Origin of the sequence: Clostridium pasteurianum BC1, assembly GCF_000389635.1 — a bacterium.
Classification (GTDB): domain Bacteria; phylum Bacillota; class Clostridia; order Clostridiales; family Clostridiaceae; genus Clostridium_I; species Clostridium_I pasteurianum_A.
On sequence record NC_021182.1, the window covers coordinates 1,257,116 to 1,281,117 of the forward strand.

26 protein-coding genes are annotated in these 24,002 nt (G+C 29.5%); 21 read left to right on the top strand and 5 right to left on the bottom strand.

The window, feature by feature from the left end:
• Positions 1 to 187 precede the first annotated feature (187 nt).
• The 12 genes from CLOPA_RS05770 (at position 188) to CLOPA_RS05825 (ending at position 8,959) form a co-directional block, all read left to right on the top strand.
• Positions 188 to 598: a hypothetical protein gene (locus CLOPA_RS05770; protein WP_015614527.1), complete on the top strand. Its 411-nt coding sequence runs from the start codon at positions 188 to 190 to the stop codon at positions 596 to 598.
• Positions 599 to 717: 119 nt separating this feature from the next.
• Complete coding sequence (gene cbiE, locus CLOPA_RS05775; protein ID WP_015614528.1) at positions 718 to 1,455, top strand: precorrin-6y C5,15-methyltransferase (decarboxylating) subunit CbiE; 738 nt, start codon at positions 718 to 720, stop codon at positions 1,453 to 1,455.
• On the top strand, positions 1,436 to 2,002 hold the full coding sequence (cbiT, locus tag CLOPA_RS05780; protein ID WP_015614529.1) for a precorrin-6Y C5,15-methyltransferase (decarboxylating) subunit CbiT: 567 nt from the start codon (positions 1,436 to 1,438) through the stop codon (positions 2,000 to 2,002). Before cbiE ends, cbiT begins: the two co-directional genes overlap by 20 nt.
• Positions 2,003 to 2,056: 54 nt before the next feature.
• Positions 2,057 to 2,722 carry a cobalt-factor II C(20)-methyltransferase gene (locus CLOPA_RS05785; RefSeq protein WP_015614530.1) on the top strand — a complete coding sequence of 222 codons (666 nt, stop codon included), beginning with the start codon at positions 2,057 to 2,059 and terminating at the stop codon, positions 2,720 to 2,722.
• Between the two features lie 16 nt (positions 2,723 to 2,738).
• Complete coding sequence (gene cobM / locus CLOPA_RS05790; RefSeq protein ID WP_015614531.1) at positions 2,739 to 3,515, top strand: precorrin-4 C(11)-methyltransferase; 777 nt, start codon at positions 2,739 to 2,741, stop codon at positions 3,513 to 3,515.
• Complete coding sequence (gene cbiG / locus CLOPA_RS05795) at positions 3,487 to 4,572, top strand: cobalt-precorrin 5A hydrolase (protein WP_015614532.1); 1,086 nt, start codon at positions 3,487 to 3,489, stop codon at positions 4,570 to 4,572. Before cobM ends, cbiG begins: the two co-directional genes overlap by 29 nt.
• Positions 4,573 to 4,749: 177 nt before the next feature.
• The gene (cobJ, locus tag CLOPA_RS05800) at positions 4,750 to 5,466 is read left to right on the top strand and encodes a precorrin-3B C(17)-methyltransferase (RefSeq protein ID WP_015614533.1); all 717 of its coding nucleotides are present in this window, start codon (positions 4,750 to 4,752) and stop codon (positions 5,464 to 5,466) included.
• Positions 5,463 to 6,236: a cobalt-precorrin-6A reductase gene (locus tag CLOPA_RS05805; RefSeq protein WP_015614534.1), complete on the top strand. Its 774-nt coding sequence runs from the start codon at positions 5,463 to 5,465 to the stop codon at positions 6,234 to 6,236. Before cobJ ends, CLOPA_RS05805 begins: the two co-directional genes overlap by 4 nt.
• 17 nt (positions 6,237 to 6,253) lie before the next feature.
• On the top strand, positions 6,254 to 6,589 hold the full coding sequence (locus CLOPA_RS05810; protein WP_015614535.1) for a YnfA family protein: 336 nt from the start codon (positions 6,254 to 6,256) through the stop codon (positions 6,587 to 6,589).
• Positions 6,590 to 6,777: 188 nt separating this feature from the next.
• The gene (locus CLOPA_RS05815) at positions 6,778 to 7,263 is read left to right on the top strand and encodes an ECF transporter S component (RefSeq protein ID WP_015614536.1); all 486 of its coding nucleotides are present in this window, start codon (positions 6,778 to 6,780) and stop codon (positions 7,261 to 7,263) included.
• Entirely contained in the window at positions 7,254 to 8,000 is a 747-nt protein-coding gene (locus tag CLOPA_RS05820; RefSeq protein WP_015614537.1) for a hypothetical protein, read from the top strand. The genes CLOPA_RS05815 and CLOPA_RS05820 overlap by 10 nt, the downstream gene beginning before the upstream one ends.
• A 98-nt stretch (positions 8,001 to 8,098) precedes the next feature.
• Entirely contained in the window at positions 8,099 to 8,959 is an 861-nt protein-coding gene (locus CLOPA_RS05825; RefSeq protein ID WP_015614538.1) for a kinase involved in propanediol utilization, read from the top strand.
• Positions 8,960 to 9,139: 180 nt separating this feature from the next.
• On the opposite strand, the gene CLOPA_RS24850 is transcribed toward CLOPA_RS05825, so the two are convergent.
• Entirely contained in the window at positions 9,140 to 9,295 is a 156-nt protein-coding gene (locus CLOPA_RS24850; protein WP_015614539.1) for a hypothetical protein, read from the bottom strand.
• A gap of 579 nt (positions 9,296 to 9,874) precedes the next feature.
• Here CLOPA_RS24850 and CLOPA_RS05830 point away from each other — a divergent pair.
• Positions 9,875 to 10,441: an ECF transporter S component gene (locus CLOPA_RS05830; protein ID WP_015614540.1), complete on the top strand. Its 567-nt coding sequence runs from the start codon at positions 9,875 to 9,877 to the stop codon at positions 10,439 to 10,441.
• Positions 10,442 to 10,471: 30 nt separating this feature from the next.
• Here the strand turns inward: CLOPA_RS05830 and CLOPA_RS05835 are convergent, their stop codons facing one another.
• Positions 10,472 to 10,636 (bottom strand): zinc-ribbon domain-containing protein, encoded by a 165-nt coding sequence (locus CLOPA_RS05835; RefSeq protein WP_015614541.1) that lies wholly within the window; start codon positions 10,634 to 10,636, stop codon positions 10,472 to 10,474.
• Positions 10,637 to 10,916: 280 nt separating this feature from the next.
• Here CLOPA_RS05835 and CLOPA_RS05840 point away from each other — a divergent pair, with 280 nt between their 5' ends.
• The gene (locus CLOPA_RS05840; protein ID WP_015614542.1) at positions 10,917 to 12,002 is read left to right on the top strand and encodes a sensor domain-containing diguanylate cyclase; all 1,086 of its coding nucleotides are present in this window, start codon (positions 10,917 to 10,919) and stop codon (positions 12,000 to 12,002) included.
• Positions 12,003 to 12,091: 89 nt separating this feature from the next.
• On the opposite strand, the gene CLOPA_RS05845 is transcribed toward CLOPA_RS05840, so the two are convergent.
• Positions 12,092 to 12,919 (bottom strand): RMD1 family protein, encoded by an 828-nt coding sequence (locus tag CLOPA_RS05845; protein ID WP_015614543.1) that lies wholly within the window; start codon positions 12,917 to 12,919, stop codon positions 12,092 to 12,094.
• A gap of 211 nt (positions 12,920 to 13,130) precedes the next feature.
• Between CLOPA_RS05845 and tyrS the strand changes: the two genes are divergently transcribed.
• The 4 genes from tyrS (at position 13,131) to CLOPA_RS05865 (ending at position 17,537) form a co-directional block, all read left to right on the top strand.
• Positions 13,131 to 14,351, top strand: coding sequence for a tyrosine--tRNA ligase (gene tyrS / locus CLOPA_RS05850; protein WP_015614544.1), 1,221 nt, complete (start codon positions 13,131 to 13,133; stop codon positions 14,349 to 14,351).
• Positions 14,352 to 14,993: 642 nt separating this feature from the next.
• Positions 14,994 to 16,448 carry a hypothetical protein gene (locus CLOPA_RS05855; protein WP_015614545.1) on the top strand — a complete coding sequence of 485 codons (1,455 nt, stop codon included), beginning with the start codon at positions 14,994 to 14,996 and terminating at the stop codon, positions 16,446 to 16,448.
• Positions 16,449 to 16,474: 26 nt separating this feature from the next.
• A complete protein-coding gene (locus CLOPA_RS05860; RefSeq protein WP_015614546.1) occupies positions 16,475 to 16,762 on the top strand; it encodes an EscU/YscU/HrcU family type III secretion system export apparatus switch protein in 288 nt (95 codons plus the stop codon).
• An 82-nt stretch (positions 16,763 to 16,844) separates the two neighbouring features.
• Positions 16,845 to 17,537, top strand: coding sequence for a metallophosphoesterase (locus tag CLOPA_RS05865; protein ID WP_015614547.1), 693 nt, complete (start codon positions 16,845 to 16,847; stop codon positions 17,535 to 17,537).
• A 55-nt stretch (positions 17,538 to 17,592) separates the two neighbouring features.
• Here CLOPA_RS05865 and CLOPA_RS05870 read toward each other — a convergent pair whose 3' ends face one another.
• Positions 17,593 to 18,579 (bottom strand): methyl-accepting chemotaxis protein, encoded by a 987-nt coding sequence (locus CLOPA_RS05870; protein ID WP_015614548.1) that lies wholly within the window; start codon positions 18,577 to 18,579, stop codon positions 17,593 to 17,595.
• A gap of 617 nt (positions 18,580 to 19,196) precedes the next feature.
• Between CLOPA_RS05870 and CLOPA_RS05875 the strand changes: the two genes are divergently transcribed.
• Positions 19,197 to 19,994 carry a GTP pyrophosphokinase gene (locus tag CLOPA_RS05875; protein ID WP_015614549.1) on the top strand — a complete coding sequence of 266 codons (798 nt, stop codon included), beginning with the start codon at positions 19,197 to 19,199 and terminating at the stop codon, positions 19,992 to 19,994.
• A 177-nt stretch (positions 19,995 to 20,171) separates the two neighbouring features.
• On the opposite strand, the gene CLOPA_RS05880 is transcribed toward CLOPA_RS05875, so the two are convergent.
• Positions 20,172 to 21,278, bottom strand: coding sequence for a GerAB/ArcD/ProY family transporter (locus CLOPA_RS05880; protein WP_015614550.1), 1,107 nt, complete (start codon positions 21,276 to 21,278; stop codon positions 20,172 to 20,174).
• Between the two features lie 129 nt (positions 21,279 to 21,407).
• On the opposite strand from CLOPA_RS05880, the gene CLOPA_RS05885 reads away from it, so the two are divergent.
• Positions 21,408 to 22,811, top strand: a complete 1,404-nt coding sequence (locus CLOPA_RS05885; protein WP_015614551.1) for a spore germination protein — start codon at positions 21,408 to 21,410, stop codon at positions 22,809 to 22,811.
• Positions 22,808 to 23,926, top strand: a complete 1,119-nt coding sequence (locus tag CLOPA_RS05890) for a Ger(x)C family spore germination protein (RefSeq protein WP_015614552.1) — start codon at positions 22,808 to 22,810, stop codon at positions 23,924 to 23,926. The genes CLOPA_RS05885 and CLOPA_RS05890 overlap by 4 nt, the downstream gene beginning before the upstream one ends.
• Positions 23,927 to 24,002: the final 76 nt, after the last annotated feature.

The window sequence follows — 24,002 nt, forward strand, 5'->3', positions numbered from 1 at the left end:
ATGGGAATATTAGCTCGTTAACAAGTGAAAGCTTTTTACCTAGCTGACGCGGCGAAAAAGTGAAAGATTGCCGACACGCGGCAAGGTAAAAGATTTAACCGGGGCTTCGCTGGTTAAATAGGTAGTTAAAATACTCACAAATGGGTTATCGCACTAAAAAAACTTTTTAGAATTGGAGGTTAATTATATGAAGAAAATAATTATTTTATTTTCAATAGCAGTGTTTTTAATTGGATTTATTGTAATTTATAAATACTATTATAATAAAGTTGTCAAAATAAATGTATATGAAATATCCAAATATAATCAATCTCAAAAAACTTATTTAACTTCTTTAACTAATCCTAAAAGTATAGATATAGTGGTGGAATCCATAAAACATGGTAAAAAGATAAACGGTACGCTTGATGTACTTCCAGCTAATTACATTGTTGAATTATATTACACTACAAATAGAAGAGAAACTATTTATTTATGGTTGACTAAAGAATATAATACTTCTTCTATGTATATGTATGTAAATAAAACTTCAACAGGTTATACTATTCCAAAACAATACACAAGTAAATTGCAGCAAGTTCTTTTTTATACAAAATGATATTATATAATTAATGAAAGGACAATTGATATGAAGAAAAAATATTAGTGCGAAATATTATTAAGGTTATTCTATAATTAAAATATATGAAAACTCTTTATAATTGTGAGGATAAAATTATGCTTTATATAGTAGGTCTTGGTCCAGGCAGCAGAAAATACATGTTGGTTAAAGCTATAGAAATTTTAGATAGGTCAGATATTATTATAGGTTTTAAAAGAGCAATAGAGAGTATAGCTTTTATTAAAGATAAAAATAGAATATTAGTGAAGACTTTAAAGGAAATACTGGATATAATAAATAATAATGCGGATAAGAGTATTTCCATTGTAGCTTCTGGAGACCCTTGTTTCTATGGAATTTCAGATTACATAAATAGGAATTACAAAGGTGAATTAATTACAATACCAGGTATAAGTTCTTTTCAATATCTTATGGCAAAACTCAATAAATCCTGGCAGGAAGCCTATCTTGGAAGTCTTCATGGAAGAGAAGAAAATTTTATAGAGAAAATTAAAGACTATAAAGTATCTATATGGCTTACAGATAAGGTAAATTCTCCAGAAGAAATTTGTAAAAGATTATTTAAGGAAAAGCTTTCAGTTAAAGTATATATAGGAGAAAACTTGTCCTATGATGATGAAAGAATTTTAATTGGAAAGCCAGAGGAATTTATACATAGAGAATTTTATCCGATGACTAGTCGCTGTAATATTCCACCTTCTAAAGGTGGAGATAACAGCGACACGTCCCTGGATAATTCATCTAAACTTGTTGGGAGTACAAATTCCCAACAAGTAAGATTCATTGATGATTTAGCGGTGGTGGTGATAGAAAATGAGATACATAAGGGATGAAGAATTTATAAGGGGTAAAACTCCTATGACAAAGGAAGAAATACGAATACTCAGTATTTCTAAGCTTAATTTAGAAAAAGATTTTAAGGTGATGGATGTAGGTGCTGGAACTGGTTCTGTATCTGTACAGATGAGCAAAATATGTTATGAGGGTCAGATTACAGCTGTTGAAAGAGACAAAGAAGCAATAGATTTAATAGAGAAAAATAAAGAGAAATTTAGTGCTCATAATATTAGTATTATAGAAGGAGAAGCTCTTAAGGCAGTAAATAGTATACAAGGAGAATTTGATGCTATATTTATCGGCGGCAGTGGTGGAAATATAGAGGATATAATAACTAGCTATGGAGGAAAGTTAAAGCAGGGAAAGAATATGGTGTTAAATTTTATTACCATTGATAATGTATATAGAGCAATGCACACACTTAGGAATCTGGAATATGATATAGATTTAATTCAGGTAGCAGTGAGCAAAGGCAAGGGAAAGAGCGGTATGCTGGTGGCAATCAATCCTATTTTTATAGTAACAGCGGTAAAGAAACATTAGAAAGAATATGTGTTTAAGGTGAATCATATAAGATTCAAATACAGGAGGGAAAAAATGGCTAAATTATATGGCATAGGGGTTGGACCTGGAGATAAGGAACTGCTTACACTTAAAGCAGTTAAAACAATAAAAAATTCTGAAGTAGTGGTAGTTCCCAGTGGTATGGCTGGTGGGAGAAGCATAGCACTAGAAATAGCAGAAGATTACATAAGTAAGGATACAGAGATAATAGTGAAACATTTCCCTATGGGAGGAAAGGAGCAGGAACAGAAAATATATGAAGCCTTTGAGGTCATAGAGGAAATGCTTAAAGCAGGCAAAAATGTGTCCTTTTTAACGATAGGAGATCCTTTTGTATACAGTACTTATATATATCTTTTAAAATACATAGAAGAAAAGGGATATGAAACAGAAACGGTGCCTGGAATAACCTCCTTCTGCGCCTGTGCCAGTCTTGCGAAGGAACCTTTAGTAATTGGCAATGAACCACTTCTTATAGTTCCAGGAGAGAAAGTAAATACTATTAAAGATGAAAAATATGTGGTTATAATGAAAGTATATAAAATGGAGGAAGAAATACTTAATATCTTGGAAGAAAAAGGTTTTACCTATGTATACATAAAAAAAGCTGGCAGAGAAGGACAGGAAGTTTTAAGAGATAGAGATGATATATTAAAAAACAGAGAATATATGTCACTTATTATAGCAAATAGGAAATAGAAAAGGGAGTGAGTGCATGGTTTATTTTATAGGAGCAGGACCGGGAGATGTGGATCTTATAACGGTAAAGGGAAGAGATATTTTAGCTAAGGCTGACATAGTGATTTATGCAGGTTCACTAGTAAGCAAAGAACATATGAGTTTCTGTAAAAAAGATGTGGAAATTTACAATTCTGCCTCTATGAATCTTGAAGAGGTAATTGAAGTTATTAAAAAAGGCAGTACTGAAAACAAAATTATAGTGAGATTACATACTGGAGATCCAGCTATATACGGTGCTATAAAGGAGCAGATGGACATATTGGATAGCCTGAACATAAGCTATGAAGTTATCCCTGGAGTAAGCTCTTTTACAGCTGCAGCGGCGGCAATAAAGAGAGAATTTACCCTTCCAAAGGTGAGTCAAACTGTAATTCTCACAAGAATAGAAGGCAGAACGCCAGTACCAAAGGGAGAAGATCTTGAAAGATTAGCAGCTATAGGAGCCTCTATGGCAATTTTTCTATCAGTTAGTATGATTGATAAAGTAGTGGGAAAATTGAAAAAGGGTTATGGTAGAAATGTACCAGTGGCAATAGTAGAAAGAGCTACCTGGAAAGATGAGAGGACTATTATTGGTACTTTAGATGATATTTCTGAAAAGGTAAAAGAAGCAAATATAACTAAATGTGCACAGATATTGGTCGGAGATTTCATAGATTGTGAATATGAAAAGAGTAAGCTTTATGATAAGAGCTTTACACATATGTTTAGAGAGGGTATAAATGAAAATAGCAGTAATAAGTCTGAATAATAAAGGTGATATTATAGCTGAAAGAATTGGCAAAAGTATTGATATAGACTTATATTCTAAAACTAAAATAAAAGAGTTTAATATAAATAATATAACTAAAGAACTTATGAAAGAATATGAAGCAGTGATATTTCTATCCTCTACGGGTATTGCAGTGAGGTCTATAGCTCCCTACATAAAATCTAAAGACATAGATCCAGCAATAATAGTTATAGATGTGCTTGGAAAATATGTAATAAGTCTTTTAAGTGGGCATTTAGGTGGAGCTAATGCTCTCTCTATAAAGCTTGCAGAGATAGTAGGAGCATTACCAGTTATAACTACAGCTACGGATATTTTAAAAGTAAAGGCACCAGATATTATTGCATTGGAAAATAATTTGATAATAGATAGCCTAAAGGATGCAAAGGAAATATCAGCTCTATTGGTAGATGGGAAAAAGGTGGCATTTGTAGATGATAAAAATGAAATTGATTTGCCGGAGGGGTATATTAATCTAGAAGATAAACTTGAAAGTTATAGATTAATGAATTCAGATGATCATAGTAATTGTAGATTACATACAAAGGAAGTTAGTCTGAAAAAAGAAAAAGAACAGATTAATGGAATTGTATATGTAACTGATAAGGCTAAGATACAAGGCTTTAACAAAGCCGAGTACAATAATCAAAAAAAATTAAAACTTATAAGAAGAGATGTTGTGCTTGGAATAGGTTGTAAAAAGAATTACCCAGCAGAAAAGATGATAGAGCAGGTTTGTGAAAAATTAGAAGAACTTAATATAGATAAAAGAGCAGTAAAATATGTAGCTACTGTAGAGATAAAAAAGGATGAAAAGGCTATTCTGGAATTAAATAAGGCTTTAAAGGGAGAATTGAAAATTTTTACTAGAGAGGCCATAAGGAAAGTTCAGCACAAATATAAAGGCAGTGATTTTGTGGAGAAGAGTATAGGTATAAGAGCAGTTTGTGAGCCATGCGTAGAACTATGTGGTGGCATACTTTTAACAGAAAAGTTAAGTATTTCTGGAATGACTTTATGTGTTGGAAAAGCTTAAAATTAAGATATTAATTTATATAGGCTGCAATTAAAATAATTAACAGATGAGAATTAAATAGAATAGTTACTTTATAATGAATATAATTTATTGCAATATGTATTAACATAATTGATATGAATGAATTTAAGAAGTCATTAGTATACTAAGATTTAATAATGGAAAGGAGAAATCCTCGTGGGAAAATTGTACGTGGTAGGTATAGGTCCAGGTGGTCTTGAACATATGACAGTAAAGGCTAGACAGGTGATAGAGGAAAGTGAAATTATAGTAGGTTACACTAAATATATTGAATTGATAAAATCATTAATTAAAGGTAAAGAAATATTTTCTACAGGAATGATGAAGGAAGAGGAAAGGTGTAGAGCGGCTCTGAGACTCTCAAAGGATAAGGTAGTATCCATAATTAGTACTGGAGATGCAGGAATCTATGGAATGGCGGGGCTTGTTTTAGAAATGAGAAAAGATGAACAGGTAGAAGTAGTACCAGGAGTTACAGCCTCTAGTGCAGCAGCTTCCGTTTTAGGAGCACCTATTATGCATGATAGCTGTAATATAAGTCTTAGTGACCTTATGACACCCTATGAACTTATAAAGAAAAGAGTCGAAATGGCAGCACAAGGTGATTTTGTAATTACACTGTACAATCCTAAAAGCAAAGGAAGACCATATTACCTTAAGGAAAGTATAGAAATAATAAAGAGATACAGGAAGGGACATACGCCTGTGGCAATAGTTAAAAATGCTCTAAGGGAAGGGCAAAAACAGCAATTATTTACTTTGGATTCTTTTGATGATAGTGATGCAGATATGCTTTCTGTTGTTATTATTGGAAACAGCCAAAGCTTTGTAAGAAATGGAATATTCATAACTCCTAGAGGATATAAGCTATGATAGGCCTTATACTTGGAACTTCAGAGGGTAAAAATATACTTTCAAAGCTTAACCGGTATACTGATAATATATTTATTACCACAGCTACTGAGTATGGTGGACAACTACTGGAAAATTTTAAATTTAAAAAGTTGAATACGAAGCCTCTTGTTTTAGAAGAACTTATAGAGCAATTAAGGGAAAACAGGATAGAAATTTTGGTAGATGCATCCCATCCCTATGCCTTAGTTATTACACAAAATGCTATGGTGGCATGTAAAAGACTTGGGATAATTTATGTCAGGTATGAAAGAAAATCTATCTTAGATAAATTTAAGGGAAATAACAATATAATTCAAGTTAAAGATTATGATGAGCTTAAAGAAGAACTTTTACATATTAATGGAACAATTTTAAATACTACTGGCAGCAATAATATTGAAAAGTTTATCAATATGAAACTAAACAACAGAATAATACATAGGGTTCTTCCCTCTGTTAAGGTTATGGATAAGTGTTTTGGCTTAGGTGTAAAGACCGAAAATATAATAGCTATTAAAGGTCTCATAGGTTATGAACTTAACTGCAGTTTTATAAAGGAGTACGATTCAAAAGCAGTGATCCTTAAGGACAGCGGTGTTCAGGGTGGAACTGAGGAAAAGCTGAGAGCCGCTTTAGATATGGGAATAAAGGCACTGGTAATTGAAAGACACACAATTAATACTGAAAATAGTTTTAGCAGTGAAGATGAGGTAGTTGATTTTGTAGTGAATAAATTATCACTAATGTGAGAAAGTAGGTGCTACTGATGGGAATACTTAAATCAATATTTTATTTTGTGTTAGCTGGAGTATTTGAAATAGGTGGAGGATATCTTATATGGTTATGGCTAAGAGATGGTAAAAGCATATGGTACGGTTTAGCAGGAGCTATAAGTTTAATCATTTATGGAGTAGTACCAACATTACAACCGCCAAGTTCTAGTTTTGGACGGGTATATGCAGCCTATGGAGGAATATTTATTGTTCTTTCAATTTTATGGGGATGGAAGATAGACAAGGTTATCCCAGATAGATTTGACTTAATTGGAGGCTTTATTGCACTTATAGGTGTTTTAATAATAATGTATTATCCAAGAGGGTAAGGGAGCAATTTAATAAGTGAATTTCAACTAAGGAAGCTCTCATTTCTAAACATATTATAGATAGCAATATGTTATTAAGCAATTTTAAAATTATATTTACATTGATTGTATGTAATTCATGTAAAAATAGTCATGACAACAGATTTAGTACATTGTATACTAAATATAAGTGAAAGAAGGTATTAGACATGAAAACAAGAAAACTAGTTATAATGGCATTGTTCATTGCTGTAAGCTTTTTAGGTGCCAACATAAAAATAATGGGAACCATAGCTTTTGACTCCATGGCAGGTTTCTTAGGATGTTTAATTCTAGGACCGGTTTATGGTGCTATTATAGGAGCCCTAGGACATTTTTTAACTGCTGCAACTAGTGGTTTTCCATATACATTGCCTGTACATATGTTAATTATGGTGGATATGGCTCTTACTATGTTTTTTTTCGGAATAATATATAATAAACTTTCTAAGATAAATAGATATCTGGGCATAATTATAGCTGCTATTATAGGAATAATAATAAATGGACCTATATCTGTACTTATATTAGTACCCATTATGGGATGGGCAATGATGGCAATGATTCCAATTCTATGTCTAGCAGCGTTTTTAAATATACTAATAGCTTATTTAGTATATAAATTTTTACCGGAGAATATAAAAGCATGGAAGTAAAAAAGATTAGAGATTTAAGTTTAATTTCTATAGATGAAAATCGTATTATAGTTATAGCTTGTGACAGCTGCGGCGGCATAGGAATGAAAGAAGGAGATACCTTTAAGGTTCCTACTATTTATGCAGCTAGGTTTACTGTAAGAGTAGCCATTATGGAGGTTATATGTTCTGGAGCTGAAATTATTACTATTACCAATGCAGTTTGTAATGAAATGAATGATACCGGTATGGCGGTTATAAAGGGAATAAAGGAAGAATTAATGCTGGCGGGAATAAATGACATGACCCTTACAGGAAGTACTGAGGAGAATTTTAAAACTATTTCCACGGGAATTGGAATAACAGCTATAGGCATGGTCAGTAAAGATAAGCTTAAAGTTAATTCCGTTAAGGAAGAAGCTATTATAGTGAGTATAGGTCTTCCAAAGGTAGGACATGAAATTAGCTTTGTTAAAGATGATGAAATTATTGATTATGATACCATTTGTAAGCTTCAACAATCAAAAGATGTCTACGAGATAGTACCTGTTGGCTCTAAAGGCATTGCTTATGAGACGGAAATGCTTGCAAGGAATAACGGATTTAAGTTGAAATTTAAAACAGAACTCTTAGTTGATACACATAAGTCAGGAGGACCTTCTACCTGTGTTATTGCTGCTGTAGATCTGAAGAAGATTGATGAAATAATAAAAGATTTTAATAATGTGAGTATAATAGGTTATTTAATGAAGAATTAAATTGATTATTAAACTTAGATGGAATTTTTATTATATTAAATATTATATAACTTTAATAACGTATAAGTCATAGTTTTGTATTGTATAGGAGATAACCAATGGAAGCTACTGCATACTATCCGGGAAGTGTAGGAGAAATAGTACAAGGTAATATGAGAGGTTTAGATGTGTTAGCATCTTGTCCTATTAATCTTTACACTAAAGTAAGGGTATTCGAAGATAGCTGCGCATATAGGCAGCATGGTAATTATAAGACAAATAAATTTATGATTAATATATTGAAAGCATGGGGATATGAAGAATTTGGTAAAATATTAAAGATAAATGTAAATTCACATATTCCTATAGGAAAGGGTTTTGCCAGCAGTACGGCAGATTTATGTGCTCTTTATAATGCATTGCTTAAACTCTTTAATAGAAAATTTAGTGAGAGAGAGCTTGTAAAAGAATGTTTAAGAATAGAACCTACAGATAGTATTATATTCGAAAAAATGACTTTATTTGATTATAAAAGAGGAACTTTTAAGAAAACTATAGGAAACTATATGGAGTTTTATGTAGTGATTTTTGAGGGTAGAAATAAAATTAATACAATTGAATTTAACAAAAAAACTCTACCAGCTCATGGTGATATATCAGATTTAATTCCAATCTTAATTGAAGGAGTTAGAGAAAGAAATTTGGAAAAATTAGCTTTTTGTTCTACAGAGAGCATAATTAGAAATCAACATAGACTTAAATATGATTTTTTAGATAAAGTTTTATATATAATGAAGGATATTGGTGGTATTGGGATATTAGGAGCTCATAGTGGAAATTGTTTGGGTATAATACTTGATGATTTAGAAAAGCTGAAATACTACAGAAATCATAGCAACAGACGTGAATTAAATGAGTATAGCACATATTTAGTTAAAGCCATAAAGAATATTGATAGAACTCTACTTCCATTATTTTAGGGTAGGGTTCTATTTTCTATTTAGGCATATTCAAATAAATAACTAGTCAGTATGCTAGCCTATTTTGAATCCTACTGCGTCAACAGAACCCTCAGATAGCCCACTATCATCAGAACCTGTTTCCTTGTATGATTCAAAATATTCGTCGCATCTTTGACTTACTATTTATTTTCACATGCCTTATATAGATTTTCTCCTTTGAAAAAACATATCTAAAACTAGTAAAAATGCAGACAAAATCAGCACTATATTTATTAAATTACTTCCAGCCTTAAATATTATGCCTACTATAAAAAGTAGTAGAAAAAGACTGCTTATCCAACGTAAAAATTTCATGTGTATCCTCCGTGCAAATTATAGATAAACAATATGAAAACTTAATTTACATATTGATAAAATATAGTATTTTCAATGCTTTTTGTTTTGTTAAGGCAAAATTCATTATTGAAGTTGTTTATCTATATATTTGATTAATTTTTTGAAATTTATATTAAGTAACATTATTTATATTTTATCCAAGATAATAATTAATATTCAAAAAAATATTTACTTGTATTTAAATGTAGGGATACATTTGCAATAATATATATTTTATTTATAATTGTTATTAAATCTTTTAAAAGATTTAATAAGTCTAATGTACTTTATTCAAGATGGCATTTTAAGATTATGATTTTCACAGGAATTTATAATAATTACTAAAACAATTAAAGTATTTTTAATAGGTAACTGTTAGTATGATAGTATTTTGCATTTTTGAATTATTATTTATTTTCGAATACCTAATAAATTATTAAATTGTATTTTAGAATGCTAAATTTGTTAAGAAGTTATTGACTTATTACTTGTGAGACATCTGAAAATAAATAGCAAGACAAAGATGTCTAATTAAAACAAATAGTTGGAGGGGTAAAAATGGAATTAAAACAAGCTAGAAGAAGGGTAAGTACTATTGACTTGGTACAGATAGCTTTAATGGCAGCAATAGTATATGTTGCCACAGCAATGATTAATGTACCAGTAGGTCTTGGATATAAAGGAGTAGTGCACCTAGGAGATAGTATGGTATTTCTTGCAGCAGTACTACTTAGGAAGAAAAAGGCAGCTTTAGCTGCGGCTATAGGAATGAGTTTGTTCGATTTATTATCACCCTATTCTATATGGGCACCATATACTTTTGTTATAAAAGGAGTAATGGGTTATATTGCAGCAGTTATTGCCTATAGGAGTAGTTATAAAGGTGAAAATGTAATTAACAATATCTTTGGCTTTATTATTGCCGGAATCTGGATGATAGGGGCCTACTACTTTGCAGGAGTATTTATAGAGCATTTCTACACTAATGTGCCATTAAACCAAGCACTTATTATTGAATCAACTCATGTGCCGGGAAATATAGCACAGGTTATAGTTGGAATACTCATAGCAGTACCTATAAGTGAATTATTAATAAAAAATAATATTAAAAGAATCATAAAATAAAAGAGAGGTAAATCCTCTCTTTTATTGCTATTACTCTCTGTGGAAATTGTTTCTGTTAGCTTTTCTTGATCTTCTACAATCAGGACATCTAACTGGATCATTTTCAAATCCTTTTTCTTTGTAGAATGCTTGTTCACCTTCAGTGAAAACAAATTCCTTTCCACAGTCTTTACATACGATAGTCTTATCAGCCATTATAAAAAACCTCCTTGAAAATATCATAGGAATAATGTATCTTGATAATTAACCTTCTCCTATGATAAAAGAGGAGTTGAAATCACCTTGATAATTAACCTACTGAATTATGAGTAGTTTACTCTATGGATTATTATAACATATAGATTGGAAAATTCAACATTATTAATTTATTTAATTTAATCAACAAAAAACAAATATATCATTTGTTTTTTGTTGATTTTGAAATATAATTATTATAGTGATAACATATATGATATAAAAGGGAAAGTGTAGAATTATGGATAAAAAAGATGATATTCAATCACAATTTTTAAAGCTTAAAGAGGAATTTGAAACTTATCAGAACTTTGCAGAAAGTACTATTCAAATGATGAATGAAAAGAACACACAATTAGAGAAGAAATTAGACTCACTTACTAACATTGTAGAGGTAAGTAAATATATTAACTCCAATGTAAGTGCTGATAATCTTATTACTATGATTAATGATATGATTATTGGCATATTGGGAGTTATATATTCTTCCATTTGTCTTATAGATAAAGCTACAAATCATTTAATAGTGAAAGCTACAAATATTAAGAGCTGTAAGCTTGATTTTGAAAATGATGAATTTTTTAAAAGTCTTAATAATGAGCAGCCCTTTGTGCTCAATTGCAAGGATTCTATATTTTTGGGATGTAATAGTAAAGCAAATATTCACTCAGCAATAGGTGTACCAGTATATCTTAGAGATGAGTTTAGGGGATATATAATAGTAGAACATACGCTTTTTAATTTTTTTAGTCATGATCACATAACATTTATATCTGCCATTGCAAACCAAATAGCTATAGCTCTTGAAAATAATTTTCTATATAATCAGGTTAAAGAGAGTTCTATTAGAGATCCCCTTATGGGAATATACAATAGAAAGTATTTTTTCGAGTTTTTAGAAAAAAAACTATTGCAGAAACGGAAAAAGGAATTTGCAATTGTAATGATGGATATAGATAATTTTAAGAGATTTAATGATTCTTATGGCCATCAATTTGGAGATAAAGTACTTATATCTGTAGTTAATATATTAAAAGATGGTATGGAAGACATGGATTGTTTGGCTCGATACGGTGGAGAAGAGATAGTTATATACATAAGTAAAGCTTATAATCATGGAGAGGTTTTTAATAGAATAGAGGAGATAAGGAAAAGAATTTGTGAAAATATTGTGGAGTATGATGGAAATAAGAAATCTATATCGGCTAGCTTTGGTATAAGTTATTATCCACAAAATGGGAATACAGTGCAAAAAGTATTAAGTGTAGCAGATTCAATGCTTTATGAAGCTAAAAATTCAGGGAGAAATAAAGTTGTTACTATCTAATCCTAATCACTATGCACGAGTTATTTTGTGTGAATATAATTTTCGATATTTTACAATAGTACTGAAAAAAATAAAGTTGAACAAGGTTATTAGGATAATCTAAAAATTAATTCAGCTATTCCAATAATCAATTCCAGAAGTATCAATACGATAACCATTATTTCTAGTTTAGTACCTCTTTTTTCATGAGAAAGAGAAGAAAATACAGAAGTTATGTCTTTTAATACTTCAGTTTTATGAGATATCTTTTTATACCTATCCTGTATTTCAAAGAGCTCAGATATTTCGGAAAAGAAATTTTCTATATCCTCATTATCCCAAGCAGATTTTGGTTTATCAAGTAGCATAAGATAGGATAGAGTATCATATTTAAATCTTAAAACTTTAGCTGAGGTCTTAGAAATTTCAATATCTGACATATTGAATTTACCTTTATCAAGATAATCTATTACATCTTCTATATTATCTAAAAGCTTATCTATATTCATTTCAATTTTATGTAGGGATGTGGATTTCGAAAGTACCAGAGATATTATATCAAGATAGTAGGGCCTGAATTCATTTGAGGTCATAAGATCATTATATAGTGCATATTCATAATCCGAAGATACTTCTAGATTATATTCATCTATATACTCGCTAGGAGTATTATTTCTGAGAATTTCATCTATTTCCTTCAAATATTTTATAACATCTTGAATTTCATGATATTCCATGTTAATAAATACTAATGAACCATAATGATAAATATATACAGTTTTGTTATTTGGAACTTTAAGAATTCCATTTAATCTGTTATCTGTGAGGACTAAAGGATCCCCCCACTTGAATTTCTTATTTATTCCAAAATGATCAGCTATGATGTTTAAATTTATTTCGCTACTTAGTACAAGAGATTTAAAACTCCAACCCTGCATGAATAAAATCTTCCTTTCCAGTAAATGATTATTAAGGCATATGAAAAAAATAGTAAGTTAAAGATGCTAGCATACTAACTAATTATATATTTGAATATGCCTAAATTCTATCACAAAAATAAGTTTATATACAGTATATTATTGATAATTATGAAATTTACATATATACTAATAAAATAGGTGAAAATTTTAGCTTTATGGAGTGATTTAATTGTCAAGTGTAGTAGATACTTTAATAGAACGTGGATTTATAAAACAGTTTACACATGAAGAAGAGATAAAAGAGCTTCTTGAAAAGGAAAAGATAACTTTTTACATAGGTATTGATCCAACAGCTGACAGCTTACATATTGGTCATTTTTTAGCTCTTATGCTTATGTCACATATGCAAAAGGCAGGGCACAGACCAATAGTGCTCATGGGTGGAGGAACAGCTATGATCGGTGACCCATCAGGTAAGACAGATATGAGAAAGATGCTTACAAAGGAAGATATTGACCATAATGTAGAGTGTATAAAGGCGCAGGTAAGTAGGTTTATTGATTTTAGTGATGGTAAAGCAATTTTAGCAAACAATGCTGATTGGCTTATGAATTTAAATTATGTAAACTTTTTAAGAGAAGTAGGAGTACATTTTTCTGTAAATAGAATGCTTACAGCAGAATGCTATAAGCAAAGATTAGAAAAAGGTCTTACATTCTTGGAATTTAACTATATGCTTATGCAGGGTTATGACTTTTTGCAGCTGAATAAAAAGTATAACTGCGTAATGGAACTAGGTGGAGATGATCAGTGGTCAAATATGATTTCAGGTGTAGAACTTATTAGAAGAAAAGAAGGTAAACCAGCTTATGCCATGACAGCTACACTACTTACTAATAGTGAGGGTAAGAAAATGGGAAAAACTGAAAGTGGTGCTGTATGGCTTGACACTGAAAAAACTACACCTTATGATTTCTATCAGTATTGGAGAAATGTAGCTGATTCTGATGTAGAAAAATGTCTTTCTCTTTTAACTTTTGTTCCTATGGATGAGGTAAAAAGACTTGGAGCATTAAAGGATGCAGCAATAAATGAGGCAAAAAAGATACTTGCATTTGAAGTTACAAAGCTTGTTCATGGAGAAGAGGAAGCTGAAAAAGCTGAAAGAGCAGCAGAAGCACTTTTCTCAGGTGGAAAAGATATGAGTAATGTTCCTACAGTATCCATAACTAAAGAGATGCTTGGAGGACCACTTCTGGATGCATTGGTTTATACAAAGATAATACCTTCAAAATCAGAAGGAAGAAGACTCGTACAACAGGGTGGTATTGTAGTAAATGATACTAAAATTACAGAAGTAAATGCATTGATAAGTGAAGATGACTTTAAAGATGGCAGTGTTCTCTTAAAAAGAGGAAAGAAGAAATTTTATAAAATAGTAGTGGAATAGTGTATATTATATAATTAAGAGAAGAATATAGCTTACAAAAAAACAAAAAGACTTTGGATCTGATTCAAAGATATTTATGGTATGTGCTATCAAATAAAAATACAGCTTCAGGTGAATATCATCTGAAGCTGTATTTTTATTGCAATTAAATATTAAGGTAGATTTTGTACATTTATCCGATGACTAGCCGCTGTAATACTCCACCTTCTAAAGCTGGAGATAACAGCGGCACGTCCCTGGATAATTCATCTAAACTCAGCGGGAATGCAAACTCCCACTGAGTAAGATTCATTGATGCCACTAGTAATATTTATAGCTTTATCTTGAGGGGTATTTTTCCACATGCAGAAATTTCAGCACTTACTGAAAAGTATTATATGTATTACAATCTAAATTATATAATTTAACAAGTGAAAAAATACAATAAATTAACGATAATATATAATATATAAAACTATTAAATTACAAAATAATTATAATAAGATAGAGTATATTTAATTAGATAAAGTATTATACAGGTTCGCTTAAGTCATGATAAATAAATAACTAGCTAGTATACTAGTGTATTTTTGACTTGCTATTTATTTTCATATGTTTAATTGTAGATTTTATAAGATTAATTTAAGAGAGGGGGGTACTATAATGGCTGGAATATCAAATGTTAATAATCTTGTGCAGTATAATGCTGGGAAAGCTGTTCGTAAACTTAGTTTTGAAATCGGTGAAGTATTTTCTGCTAAAATATTGGATGAAAATACTGGTGAAGGTGAGGCTGTGCTAAAATTAAATGATGGCTGGAAATTTAGTGCCAAGCTTACCAAGGATATAAATTATGATGCCAATATTTTTAATAAATTTATTGTAGAGGGCTATGAAGAGGGTAAAATAAAGATTAAAATACTTCCACATAATTTAGAAAATAATGGCACTTTAATTGATTCACAACAGGATATTTTAAGAGGCTATATAGCAAATACATACAGTAAAGAAGATTACAATATACTAAAATCTTTATTGGAGCATAACATACCACTTACTAAAGAGAATATTTCAAATGTGAAATCACTTTTAAAATTTAAAGATAATATAATTGAAAATCCTAATAAAGAAGATGAGTTTATAAATCAATACATAGTAAAAAATAATATAGATGTGAATAGTGATAAAGGCAAGGAAGTAAAAAAATTATTGGAAAGCTTTTTTAAAGAATTAAAGGGTCTTAGCCTGGAAGAACTTACTTCTTTTATTGAAAATGGAATAGAAATTAATGGAGACAATATAAAAAGCTTTAATAAAATTTTTAAACAGGATGCAGCTATATACAAATCCTTAGAAGTTATAAATGATAAAATAAATCAACTTAATATATTTGAGGAGCAAAAAGATGCATTAAAGCAACAAATTCCAGAGAAGGTGTCTGATAAAATTTTAGGTAATGAAGTTGCTAACAAAGAAATAGATAATATGGTCGCTGTAGATGAAAAAAATAATTTAAATAAATCAATAGAAAATATCTTAAATAATAAGTTAAATGTCAGTTTAAATAATGATTTAAATAAGACAGTTATCAATGAAATAAATTTTAAAATTAATTTCATGAAGGGCACTATTAAAGAGCTGATTAGTAAAGGGAATTTAAATAGAGAAAGCTTAGAAAAAATATCAAATATTTTAGGAAATAATATAAATGATATAAAATTATTCAATGTTATATCTGAAGGATATTATTATGTAGATATACCCTTGAATTTTAAAGATAATGATTATATTTTTAAGTTTATTGTTAAGGATGATAGAAAAAGTGGGAAAAAAATAGACTCAAAAAATGTAAAGTTAATAGCTTCAATTAAAACTGTAAATATGGGTGTAATAGATACTTTTATAACTGTAAATAATAAGAACCTAAATGTGGATATAAAATCAGAACACAAGTGGGTTAAACTTTTGAAAGCAGCTAAAGATAACTTTTTAAATAAGATAGATATGGGGTATACAGTAAGTTTAAAGGTAAAACCAAAAGAAAGTGAAGTTGACATAGCAAGTTGTCGAAGTTTTTTTAATAATGAGTGTAGTAATAATATAGATAGAAGGGTGTAAATACATCGAATTTAGGAGGAATATAAATGCCTTATGAAAGGAAAAAAGCAGCGGCTTTGAAATATGATAAAGGCTATGAAGCACCATTGGTTACAGCAGCAGGAGTTGGTGCGCTAGCAGATAAGATTGTAGAAAAAGCTGATGAAAATAAGGTGCCTATAGTGTATAATAAGGAGTTAGCAGATTTATTATTAAATGTAGATATAGGTGACAGCATACCTACAGAATTATATGAAATAGTTGCAGAGGTAATAAACTATGTCATGGATATAGACGATAATTTAAATCAGCAAACTGAAAAAACACCAAAGTAAGGGATAGTTAATAATCAATCCTATTAATGTTGTAGAATCATTTTTTAATTGAATACTTGCTAATAGACAAGGAGGGAAATTAATGGCTTTATACGCTATATCAGACCTTCATTTAGCTTTAAGTGGAGACAAACCAATGGATGTATTTGGCGATAATTGGTATAAACATGACGAAAAAATAAAAAATAATTGGTTAGCTAATATTACAGAAAAAGATACAGTACTGGTTGCAGGTGATATATCATGGTCTATGCACATGGAAGAGGGAATAAAAGATCTGGAATGGATTCATAAGCTACCAGGTACCAAGATATTTGTAAAGGGAAATCATGACTACTTTTGGACTTCTATAACTAAGTTGAATAAACTTTATGAAGATATGAAATTTATACAAAATAACTTTTACACATACGGAGGTTATGCTATTTGTGGAACAAGAGGCTGGAATAATCCCAAGTTTGAAAGCTTTACAGAGCATGATGAAAAAATATATAAAAGAGAACTTATAAGATTAAAATTATCCTTAGATGCCGCTGTTAAAAGTGGATATAATAAAATAATAGTAATGATTCATTTTCCGCCTTTTTCTGAGAAAGAAGAGGATAATGCTATGACTGCTTTATTAGAAGAATATAAAGTAGAAAAAATAATTTATGGCCATTTACATGGAAGTTCACTTCAAAAAATAAAGTCAGTAGTTAAAAAGAATAATTTAGAGTATATAATAACTTCCTGTGATTATGTAAATTTTGCCCCAATAAAAATTTTAACATGATTTTTATTGAGGCTGTATTATATATGTATCAAGAAACAAAATAAGCTATATTATTTTATTTGGAAAAATTATTTATTTTTAAAACTGTGTTTTTAAGATCATTTACTGTAGTATTAATTGTTTCCAAAAGTTGAGATTGATTTTCAACATAAGATGTAATTTCATTAGATATATTTGAATGATGTTCCCTAAGGGAAGATATATTTTCAAAGGTTTCCTTTATAGAATTTTCCTTATCTTTTACTTCTACTAATGAATTTATGCTTACTTTTATCTCACCTAAGGTATTATCAATAGAATTTTTTATTCCAGAAAGAGATCCCTTAGTGGTTTTAATGGTTTCGTTTTGTAAGCTAATAGCACTATTAGCAGTGGACATAGTTGAAGAAGTATTCAATATATCGTTTTTAATTTCTTCAAGTATTTTTGTACTGTTCTCTACTGCAGATTTAGTGCTTTCAGCTAATTTTCTTATTTCATCAGCAACTACTCCAAAGCCTCTACCAGCTTCTCCAGCTCTTGCGGCCTCTATAGCAGCATTAAGGGCAAGAAGATTGGTTTGACTTGCAATTTGACTTATGGTATCTGTTATAATATTAACTGATTCTATTTTTGAAACCATATCATTAACTATTGATGAAGAACTTTTAAAGGCAGATTCAAGATCGCTAAGGGATGAATCCAGATTTTTAATTTGATTTAGACTACTTTCTGTGAGACTGCTGGAATCAGCTATTTTTTTGTTTACATCCTGAATATTAGAGTCTATTGAGCTTGTATATTCAGTGTATTCTTCAAGCAAGCCTACAGATTTTTCAAAATTTTCTTCTTGTTCATGAGAAGATGAGGCCATTTCAGTTAAAGAAGAATCAATTGTAGAAGTTGTATTTGAAATAGCTTCAGAATCGGAAGTTATTCTTTCTATAGCGGAGTCTATTTCTTTAGAAATTTCATTTATAAAGCTTTTATATTCTTCTAATTTGTTTATATTGTTTTCAACTGTATTGGAGATGGAAGTTTTATTTTTCTTAAAAAGTGACATATGAATCCTCCTCGTTATAATGTTTCACAGTTTATTTCTCGTATAGCATTGTTAAAACTGTAGAGAAATATATTTTAAATTAGAAAAACTTTGAGAAAAATCCTTTCTTTTTAGGTTTTTTAATTTCCATGTTTTTATTAATATTGGAGTCAGATGAATTTATACCTTTTTTAGTAAGAACTATCAAATCTTTTTGAATATTTTTTATTGATTCTAAATTTTAGGTAAACTAAAATTTAATAAACAATATATGTAAATAATTATATTATATATATTATTTGTAATATTTTTTAAAAAGTAATTAAATTTATTAATAATGATTTGCTGAACTTAGATAGAAAATTCTAAAAATTAATATAAGATAAAATAATATAAGATTAAAATTAATATTAATTGGTACAATTTTTTTTATCTAATTGAAAAATATAGCATATAATATTATAATAATTTACTGTGGATAAAATTCCATAAATGAATGTTGCTTAGTTGAATTATGTATTATATTAAGTTATATCAATTATCTAGAACGGGTATGATTGTTATTTTTTATTATAGTCTAAATAATATCTATGACAATTGATCTTTAGATAAATTTTTATTGAAAAGGATGATTCTTTATGACTATGATGGTTAAATGGAAGACATTTTTAATTCCTTACAGTCAAGCGGTAGAGGAATTAAAAGTAAAAATGAGAAGTGTAAGAAAAGAGTATAGGAAAAAAAATGAATATTCCCCAATTGAGTTTGTTACTGGTAGGGTGAAGGAAATATCCAGTATTTTGGAAAAAGCTAAGAAACTTAATTTAACTCTAGATGAAATTGATAGCTACATGGAGGATATAGCTGGAATCAGAATAATGTGCCAGTTTGTAGATGATATTCAGCATGTAGCAGATTTAATTAGACAAAGACAGGATATGATTGTAATAAATGAAAAAGATTATATAAACAATGTAAAAGATAGTGGTTATAGAAGTTATCATATGATTATAAAATATCCAGTTAACTTAGCAGATGGAAAAAAAGAAATATTAGCAGAAATACAAATAAGAACATTAGCTATGAATTTTTGGGCTACTATCGAACATTCTTTAAATTATAAATATAAACATGACATACCTATAGAGGTAAGAGAAAAACTTAAAAATGCTGCCGATGCTGCATTTCAATTAGATGGACAGATGCTTGAAATTAAAGATGAGATAAAGGATGCTCAGAAATTATTTGAAGTAAAATCAAATTTGATTTCTGATATTGTGAATGACATCTTAGTGTTATCTTCTATGAATAAGTTATCTGAAGCTGTTTATTATAAGAATCGGCTGAATAAATTACTTGAAGAAGAGGATGTATTTGAATTAAATAGCTTACTAGAAGCCATAGAAAAATCAATTTATGAGTTTAAAAAATATTAAATAAAATTAAAAATTTAATTTCAAATATTAATATAAAATCAGGATAATTGAAAATTTTCAATTATCCTGATTTTATGTATTAGATTCAATCATTTACGTTGGCTTCAATTAATCAAATGGTTTAGAAAATCATTAGTAAAAATTAATTCTATTTATAAAATGAATTTTTTAATAGCTTTATATTTTGGAAGATTTTATAGTGGTTTTTGATTCTAAACTTTTTTTATTTTTTAAATGAAATATTATATATACTATAATTGGTATAACAATAAAATTAGCAAGTGAAATATAGAGGAATATGTTTAATGCTTTAAAAAGTAACACTATATCACGAGAAAATAAAAATGAAATTATTAAAACTAGTGCAGTTACAAAATAAATATAAAACTTATTTCGTATATTTATTTTATTTAATATCAACTTCATAGAGAAAAAAGTTAACACATACTTTATGTACCAGCCTGCAACTACCTGTAATAATACATATAATTCACCACTTTCTAAAAATCCCCAATAATTTATAAGCTGAGTTTGAGTTAATTTTGGATAATACATTGTATTTCCAAGTAAAGTTCCAAAGGTTGTTATAATTCCCGCAGTAGAAACTACTTCCATTTGAATAATGAATAAAAGAGCTATAGTTAAATATTTTTTTACAGTTTTTTTATTTTCCAGTTCTGTTAGAAAAGGTAATATTATAGAAAAAAAACTAAAAAATGCTAAGCTTTTTATGATACTTATAAGAAAGTTTGGTGTTATGCCATGTTCCATAACAGGCAAAAGAAAATTAAAATTTTTATATTTAGAGGTAAGTATAGCTAAATTAGTTCCAGAAAGGGCTACTAAAGTTATTCCGATTATAGTTACAATAACTATGGAGTGACTTCCTCTCCAAATTGTGTATATAGCAGGTATAGCAAAGAATACTGAAAAAAACCAAGGCGGCGTGTCAGCTAACATGCTAACATGCATTGAATTTGCTTCAACAGCTGTACATTCTATTAAGGTGAAGAACAGAGTCAATATAAAACACCAAATAAGTATATTTCCCAATACTTTTCCTAAGGCACTGCAATAGATATCATATATATTATAATTGTTATTTTTTTGCATTATAGCCATAATTATATAAGCAAACAAAAATATAATTATTCCTGAGCAAATTACAGCTATCCAGGAATCTCTACCGCCTAATTCAGTATAAAGAGAAGGATAGGTTTTCATTGAAACTATAGTTACTCCACATAGGAGAAAAATTAAATGAGTACCATTAAATTTATCCATAACATTACCTCTTCTGCATAAAGTATTTATAAAAATCCATACTACTATTGAAAGCTTTGTACTTAATTCTATTATTTGATATTTATTGAAAATTATGCAAGGTAAAGAAAAAATAAGGCAGGTGATAGCATGAATGAAGATTATATTACATTTGTAAAGGAAAAGTTAAAGGATAATGTAGATGTAAAAAATAGGGAGATAAAGTGTAAAAAAGGCTGCATATATATAATATTTATTGATAATTTAACAGATTCTCATTTTATAAGCCAATATATAATTGAACCCATTGTAAAAGAAAGAGATAATATTGAAACTGCAGAAGATATAAAAAAAAGTATTATATTTGCCAATTCCATAGGGAATATAGATACCAGTCATGACGTACTGCTGCATATACTTTCAGGAGATGTAGTTATAATTTCTGATTTTTATGAGGGGCTAATATTTTGTGAGGCAAAGAGCTGGGCTAGAAGGTCTGTATCCATACCAATTACAGAGAGTGTTATAAAAGGACCAAGAGAAGGTTTTACAGAAGCCTTTGTAGATAATATTTCTCTTATAAGGAGAAAAGCTAGAAATGCGGATTTAAAATTTGAAAGCATGTATATGGGAAAAAAATCTGATTCAATTGTAATACTAGTTTATATAAAAGGTGTAGCTAGCAGTAAATTGGTATCTCAAATAAGAAAGAAACTAAAAAAGATGGATGTGGATTTTTTACTGGATACAAATTATATAGAAGAGCAACTAAAAGAAAAGCGTACCCTTTATGACACTGTAGGTTATACTGAAAAACCGGATGTGGTAGCTTCAAAATTATTTGAAGGAAGAGTAGCAATTATTGTTGATGGTACACCTTTTGTAATTACAGCACCTTATTTCTTCTATGAAAATTTTCAAATGCCAGATGATTATTATTTAAACAAATATATGTCTAATTTTCTAAGAATTTTAAGGTGGCTGGGATATATTATTTCAGTGCTTTTACCAGGACTGTATGTTGCTTTAACCACTCATCATTTTTCACTAATACCTTCTGTATTTGTATTTAGGCTTTCTATATCCAGAGCAGGTGTACCATTTCCCCTGGTAGTAGAGATGATTATAATGATATTTTTCTTTCAAATATTGAGAGAAGCCGGAGTAAGATTGCCTCAACCAGTAGGGCAGGCAATGAGTATTGTGGGTGCTTTAATTCTAGGACAATCCGCTGTAAGTGCAGGTTTTGCCTCTGAAACTACAATAATTATTGTGGCTTTAACTTCCATAGCCTCATTTTTGACACCAAAAATTTATGGAGCAATAACCTTTTGGTCAATTTTTTTAATAATAATATCCAGTGTTGTTGGATTACCAGGCTATTTTGTAGGGATAGTTCTAATGATATCTGAAATAGCTGGACTAAAAAGCTGTGGATTTAAATATGTATTTCCAATGGGAACCATTAAAAAGTTTAGTTTTAGAGATTTAATTTTAAGAGATGATTTAGATTCCATATCTGGAGACTTTACGAATGAGGATGGTAAAAAATGAAAAAATTACTTATATGTTTATTTTTAACAGCTTCTATATTTTTAAATGGATGCTTTAGCTATACGGATATAAATAATGTAGTTTTTGTAACTTCAGTAATAGTAGACATAGATAAAGAAAATAAACCTGTAGTATATTTGGAGATTTTCAAATCAGTTAGAGCTGCATCTAAAGCTGCAGAAACAGGTCAGAGAATTGTTTTAAAGGGCACAGGTAAAACTGTCTATGAAGCGGTAAACGATATAAATTTGGCATCTAGTTTTCAGATAAATTATACACAAAATAAAGCTATAATATATACAAAAGCAGCTGCAGCACAGGGGATAGAAAATTATCTTGATATTTTTAGAAGAGATGTAAATGCTATAATAAAGCCTTATTTACTGGTTTATGATGGTGATGTAGAAAGACTTGCCAAAGGAAATTTTGAAGGAGAACAGTATATAGGTCTATTTGTATGGGACTTAATAGGCAATGTAAGAAGCAGCCCAAGAGCAGTTCAATCTTCACTTAACAGATATTTATCGAGAAGGTTGGCTCCAAGTAAGACAGATGTATTGACAGTACTAAAGATAAACAATGATGAACCTATTCCTACTCTTGTAATTAACGGCGGGGCTATAATGAAAGATAATAAATTGGCTGAAATGCTTCCACAATCAGAAGGGGAGGCTTATAATTTTCTAATTGATGCAGTCTCATTAGGCTCTATGGAAGTGGCTGATCCAAGGGATAAGACAAAATATATATCATTGGCTATAGAAAACAGTAAAACGAATACTGATGTAAATATGAATGGTAACAATATACAGGTTACCAAAAAAATGAATATAAAAGCTAGAATTGTTGAAGTACAGAAATATATGGATTTGACAGATGAACAGTTAGATGAAATAAGAAGGGGGGCAGAGGCTAATTTAATTAATTCCTGCATGAATATATTTAATAAATACAAAAATAGAAATTTAGATATTTTTATGATCGGACAGGATGTTGAAAATAAATATGGTGAAAAGGGTATGAAATATGGTGAAAATATAATAGAGCATACTAATATGGAAATACAGCCAAGCGTATTTATAGATAGTCCTGGAAGAATAAGAGCATACAAATAAGATTATAGTTGTTTTATAGGTAGAGAAAAATGCATTCAATAAATTCTTAGGCATGCAAAAATAAATAGTAAGTCAA